General features: G+C 37.2%; 7 protein-coding genes. 2 read left to right on the forward strand and 5 right to left on the reverse strand.

The genetic code is table 11. The annotated features are described in order from the left end of the window. Positions 1–566: 566 nt before the first annotated feature. The 3 genes from DYY65_RS10645 to DYY65_RS10655 form a co-directional block, all read right to left on the reverse strand. On the reverse strand, positions 567–785 hold the full coding sequence (locus DYY65_RS10645) for a dodecin family protein (protein WP_201449466.1): 219 nt from the start codon (positions 783–785) through the stop codon (positions 567–569). Positions 786–1,663: 878 nt separating this feature from the next. Further along, complete coding sequence (sat, locus tag DYY65_RS10650) at positions 1,664–2,815, reverse strand: sulfate adenylyltransferase (RefSeq protein ID WP_162477939.1); 1,152 nt, start codon at positions 2,813–2,815, stop codon at positions 1,664–1,666. After that, positions 2,812–3,597 carry a phosphoadenylyl-sulfate reductase gene (locus tag DYY65_RS10655; RefSeq protein ID WP_162477940.1) on the reverse strand — a complete coding sequence of 262 codons (786 nt, stop codon included), beginning with the start codon at positions 3,595–3,597 and terminating at the stop codon, positions 2,812–2,814. Before DYY65_RS10655 ends, sat begins: the two co-directional genes overlap by 4 nt. Positions 3,598–3,828: 231 nt before the next feature. Between DYY65_RS10655 and DYY65_RS10660 the strand changes: the two genes are divergently transcribed. Then, positions 3,829–5,232: a SelD-related putative sulfur metabolism protein gene (locus DYY65_RS10660; RefSeq protein WP_162477941.1), complete on the forward strand. Its 1,404-nt coding sequence runs from the start codon at positions 3,829–3,831 to the stop codon at positions 5,230–5,232. Between the two features lie 243 nt (positions 5,233–5,475). Here the strand turns inward: DYY65_RS10660 and DYY65_RS10665 are convergent, their stop codons facing one another. Continuing rightward, positions 5,476–5,943 (reverse strand): universal stress protein, encoded by a 468-nt coding sequence (locus DYY65_RS10665; RefSeq protein WP_162477942.1) that lies wholly within the window; start codon positions 5,941–5,943, stop codon positions 5,476–5,478. Positions 5,944–6,118: 175 nt separating this feature from the next. Continuing rightward, positions 6,119–6,838 carry an SIR2 family NAD-dependent protein deacylase gene (locus tag DYY65_RS10670; protein WP_162477943.1) on the reverse strand — a complete coding sequence of 240 codons (720 nt, stop codon included), beginning with the start codon at positions 6,836–6,838 and terminating at the stop codon, positions 6,119–6,121. A gap of 417 nt (positions 6,839–7,255) precedes the next feature. Here DYY65_RS10670 and DYY65_RS10675 point away from each other — a divergent pair, with 417 nt between their 5' ends. After that, positions 7,256–7,525 carry a hypothetical protein gene (locus DYY65_RS10675; RefSeq protein WP_162477944.1) on the forward strand — a complete coding sequence of 90 codons (270 nt, stop codon included), beginning with the start codon at positions 7,256–7,258 and terminating at the stop codon, positions 7,523–7,525. Positions 7,526–7,828 lie beyond the last annotated feature (303 nt).

Below are 7,828 nucleotides of genomic sequence, written 5' to 3' on the forward strand. Positions count from 1 at the left end.
GTCTGAAGTTGCCAAGGAGCAAAAATAATGATGTTGGAGTTATATAAATAGGCATATCAAACCCCGGCTAGATGAAACTCTTCGCAATCACTGGTTCTACCCTCCCATGCGAAATCCTTGCTTACCACTAGCCTCTTAGTACATTGAATGGTTGCTGTTTCAGACCATGTTCTACTCTCTTTTCATCTTCTTTATCCCGGTAGTATCTTGTCCACTCTACATGCTATGCATTAGCGTAAGTCTTAAGGACACCTGCTGCAGCTTCCTCTCGTCACTACTACTGCCCGAACCATCTGTGCCTAAGCTTTTGACAAGCGCGCCCAGTGTCCAACAACAATAATCACATCCTAGTTAGATTCGTCACATCTCAACGGTGCAAGGTGGACGTGCGAGGGAGAGAGTAATATCAAAAAGGGGACTAGTGTGATCTATGTTGACATTGACGAGACTAGGTAGATAGCAGCTAATTCACAATCCAAACATGTAATGGTCTGTAGAAATCTGTGCACTGTATTCAAAAACTGTATTTGGCCCAAGTCAGTATGATGCAGGTAAACAAGGCCCTATCATCGTTCTACACCAAACGATAATTTGACACATGCTCTATATTCTACTATTTTGCTGGTTTTGCTATCTATGCGCGCTGTTAAATCTGTCACTTCTACACCTCGAATTCCATGAATGGTTTTAGCGGCCTCAGTAATTGCGACTTGTGCTGCATCTTCCCAGTTTTTGTCAGAACTACCGATGAGTTCTACTATATTTGCTAATGACATACTTTTCATTTAATTACATCTCCTATAACACTTTCCTAGCAACTTGTAGAAATTTGTTTGGTGATTGTATTCAAAAACTGCTGAATCTGTAGACTGAAACTTTATGAATAATGTACTACCACCTTATGACATACCTTATGGCATATATCGAAACAAAGTACACTATTTGGTGCGGATATTCTGTGGAACCGGAAAGCGAGTGGAGGAATTACTAAACCTCCACCCTATTTCACCCTAGATCAAGTCACTCTGCAGCCGTTTCAGTAAAAAGAGTTTCTCAAATAGGTTTTGATAAATTATTCCTAGGACACCAGGATAATCCAATATTGGAAAATGCACAAAGTCTAGTTCAGGATGCGGCTAAAAGCATTACACATAGACTTAAGCAAAGTCAAAGCGTATGATTATCAGATACAAACTATTCGATGCTATTACCATTTAAAAGTCAAATCTGAAGAAGATGGATGGAATATGATAAATGAAAAGCCGCAGCTTTGGAATGAGAAATGAATCTATTTATATTAACATTGTTTGGTCTATCAAATATCATACATTATGAAAGTTTCCTGAATAGATAGGTTGAGATCGGATAGCCTCAACGAACCAGACAGTAACATGTTTCTATTTTTCCTAACAAAATATCCGCCAAATTGAGGTTGGTGTACATGGCTATTGAAGAACTGGATAGGTGATATATAGAGGTCCTCTGTGTTTGGCAGTCCCTAGTATTTTCACGCCCTGCAGTCTATTGATTCAATCCTATTGATAACTTCCACTCGTGCGTCTAAATTGATGCATGGAGAATTATGCTTCCGACGTTTTGGCTTAGATGTCTGCAGGCTTGTAACTAGTTATAATCCACGCTCATATATAAGAATTATTTCGGGTTATTCCGGTACAAATGGTTCTTTGTAAGCGATTATTAATTTTGAAATTTCTGGCCTCATCAAGTGCATTGCAGGCATCTGACCAGAACTAACCATCTTTCTCATCTTCGTGCCACTTAGCTCTTCTCGCAATTCTGGCCCGTGTGGACAATTCTTTTCACTTGCATAGCTTAGGCATTTTTTGCAATAATAAAACGCACTAAAGAATAATGGTTCGACTCCCAAATCAGGATAATCACTAAATATTTTGTGCGCTGCAAAAGGATCGTAATAATCTCTAACACCAGCATGATCTCTACCTACAATAAAGTGCGAACATCCAAAATTTTTTCTCATAATAGCATGATGTATTGCTTCCTTGGGCCCAGCATATCTCATCTCAGTATGAAGTGTTCCAAACATAGTCCTACTCTCTGGATAGTAGTTTTCTACAAGTGTCTCATACGCTCTTACAATTACTTCATCCTTGAAATCGCCGGGTTTCTTTTTGCCAATTAACGGATTTACAAATAAACCGTCATAAATATTCATAGCTGTCTTTTGTAATGTTTCATGAGCAACATGTGGAACATTTCTTGTTTGAAAACCAACCATGGTTTTCCATCCCCTCTTTTGAACTTGGGATCTAGTCTCAAGGGGACTTACTCGAAACCGTCTTAAGGGCGACTGAGGGATTTTTATGAGGACTTTGATTTTGCCCCCTATGAGCCGATCTTGAAGTCTAATTAATTTGTCAACCCCTGGGTGTTTTGGGTCATTTGTCTGGTATACCATTTTGGCAACAAAGCCTTTATCATAAGAATAAATTTCTTCTACATTGACAGTTCCAAAATGCTGATTACCAGTTTTTAATAAGACCTCACCGGCATCCTTCATCTTTATCGCTGTTTCATGATCTACATCCAATATTATGGGAATAGTCCAAGCCGAGCCACTATTTAATCGACCAGATTTGACAATGCTTTGAAAGTCATCTTCTCCAACAAACCCTTCAAGTGGGCTAAAAATACCATCTGCAATATTTTCAATATCATTTCTCAGGTCGTTACTAACTTCAATTGAAAACATTCCATCAATATTCATCTTGGCAGAATGAAATCTGTTTACCAGTTTACCTCCATGAGGTCTGGGTATCCTGTCAACACTAGTCAAAAATGTTCCCTATTTTTTATTTGGATTTGGATTTGGATTTGGGCTTGTTTAATTGGATCCCAGTGTAGCCCACATTCTTTATGTGTATCTGTATCTATTTCCCACCACCATCTCCCAGATCTAGGATCTTCATTAGGATGTACTGCTCTTGTACATGGTTCGCAACCAATGCTCGAATAGCCTACATTATGCAACTTATTGTAAGGAACATCATTTTTATGAATATAATCCCAAACCATATCGTTAGTCCAATCTGCTAATGGATTTACTTTAATAATGTTTTTATGTAAAAAATCAACTTCTACTTTTTGAATTTGAGATCTTGTAATTACTTGTTCTCTTCTTAATCCCGTAATCCAACCATCCAGCCTACTTAAGGCCCTGTTAAGAGAGTGTACCTTTCTAATTTCACAACAGAGTTTTCTGTTCTCAATGCTTTCATACATCAGATTCATGCCTCTTGTTTGAACCATTTCTTCAACCTCTTGACGCTCTGGAAAAAATGTCTCTATTTGAATATCGTATTTTTTACGAACTTTATCAATTGTGTCATATGTCTCTTGATTTAGTCTGCCTGTATCCAAAGTAAAAACTCTAGTTTTCTCTTTATTAATTTTTGTCATAATGTCAATAAGAACTACATCTTCTGAACCGAAACTCGATGCTAGGCCAATTCTCAATCCAAAAGTATTTAATGCCCATTCTAAAACTTCCCCTGCAGATTTTTTTTCCATTTGGAGTGCGATTTGCCTTATTTGAGAAATGGTTAGCTTTGAATCCATTATCTTCTCCATGTGATTGCAGATCGTACTCTCCGTAGACTTATAATTTGTGCGCTATCACAAGCCTCGATCGAGTAACAATCAAGATAATAATTCAGATAAATATTATGTTGTATTATCTGAATTAATTTCTAGAAATTTATCAAATTATAAGGTAAAGTTTAATTTATTAATGAGTGCATTTATATAATTATATAATAAAGCAGGATTTAATGGTTGTGAAGGATTAGCATGAGTGAGAGCTTTTGGAAACAGGTTGAGGAATATCAACAACTTGGGTTTGATCCTTTGCGTTGGATTCCGACTTGTTCAAACGAGGTAGATTATTATGTGTTACAACATTCACTGAAGGAAGTTAAGCGAAGTAATCTAAAGTTAACACCAACCTGGTTCGATAGCTTCCATTATGCAGACGGTAAAGTTCCTGAACTAACTAGAAGAGTATACAATTTCGAAAATCCCTCAATTGAGAAGGAAGTTGAAATAAAACGTGCGCTTTCAATGTTTCGTGTTCATAATGTTTTGGGCCATGATCAAGCATTGCTTTCTGAAGCAGTTCAAAAATTCTTTGATAATTTTCATTCAAAGGTATACGTAAAAAAGAACACCATGGCTATGACAGCTCTACATAAAGCCCAATTTGCTCTACTAGACTATATAGAATTACATAGGGGCGATAAAGTAGGATATACATCTGCAAATAACGCCATAACCCAAATTACCGATCCGACTCAAAGACCAGAGTCAGAAATTCACAGTAATATTGCAATGACTGCAGGAATGGAAAATCTTAATCTACTTGGCTGCACCTCAGGATTCAAATTATTTCCTGCATATGATGCACCCACTGAACAAATGCTGGACAAAATTAGAATAAATCTTGATACTTTTACCTCTCGTTACAATATAGCTATGGAAGACTATAGCTCCCTTAAAATTGGCTATCTCTTTTTTGGTACAACTGCTCTTGCAAACACTGTGAAGGAATTACCAACAAGATACGATCAAGTGGAGGAAGGAATGCAAATTATTATTTCAAATAAAATGGGAACAATGCCAGCACTAAGTCTCTATATGTTAACACAGATGGATAATAATAATATAACCAAATTTGAACAAAATGGGATTTCCATGGATGTTCTTTCCGCTGCAAAAGACGAGATTATAAAGGGTCTGAGTGAACCACATTTCTCCCTGGGAAAAATAATATCAAAATATTGTCCCGATTTCGGAATGGAGTATGACAAACACAATCATATAACAGCAGTATATCCAGCTGTCACAGATGGCTTCTTTGCAATAGGAAAGCTTGCAGAGCTGACAAACTCCAATATTGTAATCAATGAGTTGCCAATCAAGTACGAAGAAATTTGCAGGTTTGCAACTAGAGAATTATTAGTGGAAAATGCAACTGCCTCTTCAAACGGCTGCCATCTTATAGTTACTACAAGTGATTTAGCAAGTTTGGTGATAGATGATCTCCGGAAACATAACTTTGAACCAACAATAATCGGATCCTTCGCAAAAAGGGAAAGACCCATGGTGACGACTGAAAAGGAGCTTACTCCCTTTGTTGCTTCCAAATCAAAGCTTGCCAGACTTAATTCATTGACCCAAGCAGAATTACAACAATAATATTAAAAAATGCGACTACCTATTTGATTGAATTCAATTCAATCTCATAAAATTTTTGGTGTAGCAATCTAGAGCTTTGACTATATGCATAAAGTGTTAGCAATAAAATGTTTACAAATGATCTAATGGATGACGATATGCTGCAGACAATTTCTAACTTATACCATACTGTCAGCAATTATGTCAACTATATCTCAGCTCATGCACTTTCCATTCCATAACAGTATTTATCTATCTATCAATTCACTTTACCACCATAACAGGACAATGTGCGTAGGTTATCACACCTGATGCTACGCTCCCAAGTAATAACCTTTTAAATCCACTCTTTCCTCTTGTTCCGACAACAATCAAACTTGCGCCTTCATTTTCTGCAAAGTCAACTATCGAACCTTCTACAGATGCAGAACCCTCAACAATTTCTGTTCTCAGTTCCACATCCTCTCTTTGGGCTTCGATCCTAACTTTATCTAGTAATTCCTGTGCTTCCTTCTTTTCTTTTTCAAATAGTTCAATCCTAGATGTGGGCGCAGTGATGAAAGTTGAAGATATTGATCTAACTCCGTGAACGTGAAGTACAAATAAAGCGATTAATTGAGAGTTGTATTTTTTTGCAATATCAATAGCATAGCGAGATGCATATATTGATGCTTCTGAACCATCTATTCCAACTAATATTTTGGAAAAGCCCTCTGTTTGTTCTTCTGACAATTAGTATGGTTTGGTACCTGTGATTAAAAAACTTACAGCAAAGAAGGTGTTTGGACTAAAGAGAGGATAACGAAGAATGAATGGTGAATTAGAGAATCTGCTGTAGATATGTTCCTAACACATTAAGTGACAAGAATAATATCAGAACTGGTGAGTGGCCTTGTGGTAGATGGTGTTAGATAGTGCCAAAGATGGAAAAGAGCGTCGGTAATCCTTCGGTTGCAGTCTTTCTGATGCAAAAATCCATTTCATCACTGTATGGTGAGTTGGCTGGATTCAATTCAACTAACGTAGCATGATTCCTTTTAGCATATAATAACAGCGAATTGGCTGGTGATACAGTCAAGGAGGTACCTACTACTATCATCATATCACAGTTCATCGAGTGTATTACAGCCTCATTCCATATCTCTTGTTTTAAACCCTCACCAAACCATACAACATCAGGTCGCAAGTAACTACCACATGATTTGCATATTTGTAAATCAAAGAACTCAGATTTCATGGTAGATTTGAAATCACATTTAGTGCACTTGGTATCGAAGATGTTTCCATGAAGTTCTACTACATCTCTACTTCCAGCCCGCTGATGTAAGCCATCAATATTCTGGGTAACGACTGAGACATGTCGGTAATTTTGAAGATTTGCGATCGCGATATGTCCTAGATTGGGATTTGCTACCAGCATCTCCCTACGTCTATCATTGTACCAATTCCACACCAATTTTGGATTATCTATAAATGCTTGTATGGAAGCAAACTTCATTGGGTCATATCTTTGCCACAATCCATCCTTCCCCCTGAAAGTAGCAATTCCGCTTTCTTGAGATATTCCAGCTCCAGTTAGAAACACTATTTTCTTTGATTTCTCTAATCTGTTCTTAAGGCCACTCATCGGGGTTTTTATCCCTTCATTTGTTTTTAATCGTTCAGGTTAATTTAAAACAAAATTAGTTCGATGTAACCGAAATTTGCAACATGTTCTACTACAATGGAGTGAATTTAGTCCTAAATAGAAACAGTATGTAATATCATATATAGGCAGTGTAAATAATTGTTTACTATATGATTGATTTATATCATATAGAGAAAAAATGATGCTTATATTGTTCCAATCTGGTTTGTAGTAGATGGTAAAAATAGCAAAATAGGATACTGTTTTATCACAGGTAGCGCATCAACAAAAGTAAAAAATATTGTCTTTGGTTAGAAGTGGCCCTGCTAAATGCTTGAATATATCGTTGTAATTGTCTCGTAACCACATATCTTCTATTCACGCTTTATTGGTTGAAGGAGAGGGAGTGTAAGTTTAGTGGTTCATCTTTGTCCCACATTATGGCACATTGTGGTCAATCTCCTTAATAGCGGCGGCGTTCATACTATAAACGATGTGGTAAGTAAAATCTTTGCGCTGATGATTATATTCTTAGTCCTAGCTACAGCAACCGTATATACGCAGTCAGCATTTGCAACTAACGCAAATGGCATTAAGGGTGGCACACCCTGTACACATTCCGGTGACGTTGGACAACACAATCCGGCGACGATGCCAACCATGACCATCTTCGTTTGTGATGATTAACTGAGAAAGAGTCTAAATTCACATCTGTCAAAAAGCGGGATGGCTGGATACAAATTTACCCTTTCCATCAATTGTCATAAAATTTTCCATCCATAGGTCTAAGTAAGCCTGTTGCAGTTGCTTTTGGCTTCATGCCAGGACTTATGTTAGATTAAACAGGGGATAGCAGCTGCTGTTCTAAACTAAGAATTTCTAGGAGCCAGAGAAAATCTATTCTGATAAAACAACTAAAAATAGAGTGGGGGAGAATACTAATTCTTTACTTTACGATTATCTGTGATTGTTACCGTGTATGTCAGCTGA

It is taken from the genome of Nitrososphaera sp. AFS, assembly GCF_009898475.1.
GTDB lineage: Archaea > Thermoproteota > Nitrososphaeria > Nitrososphaerales > Nitrososphaeraceae > Nitrosopolaris.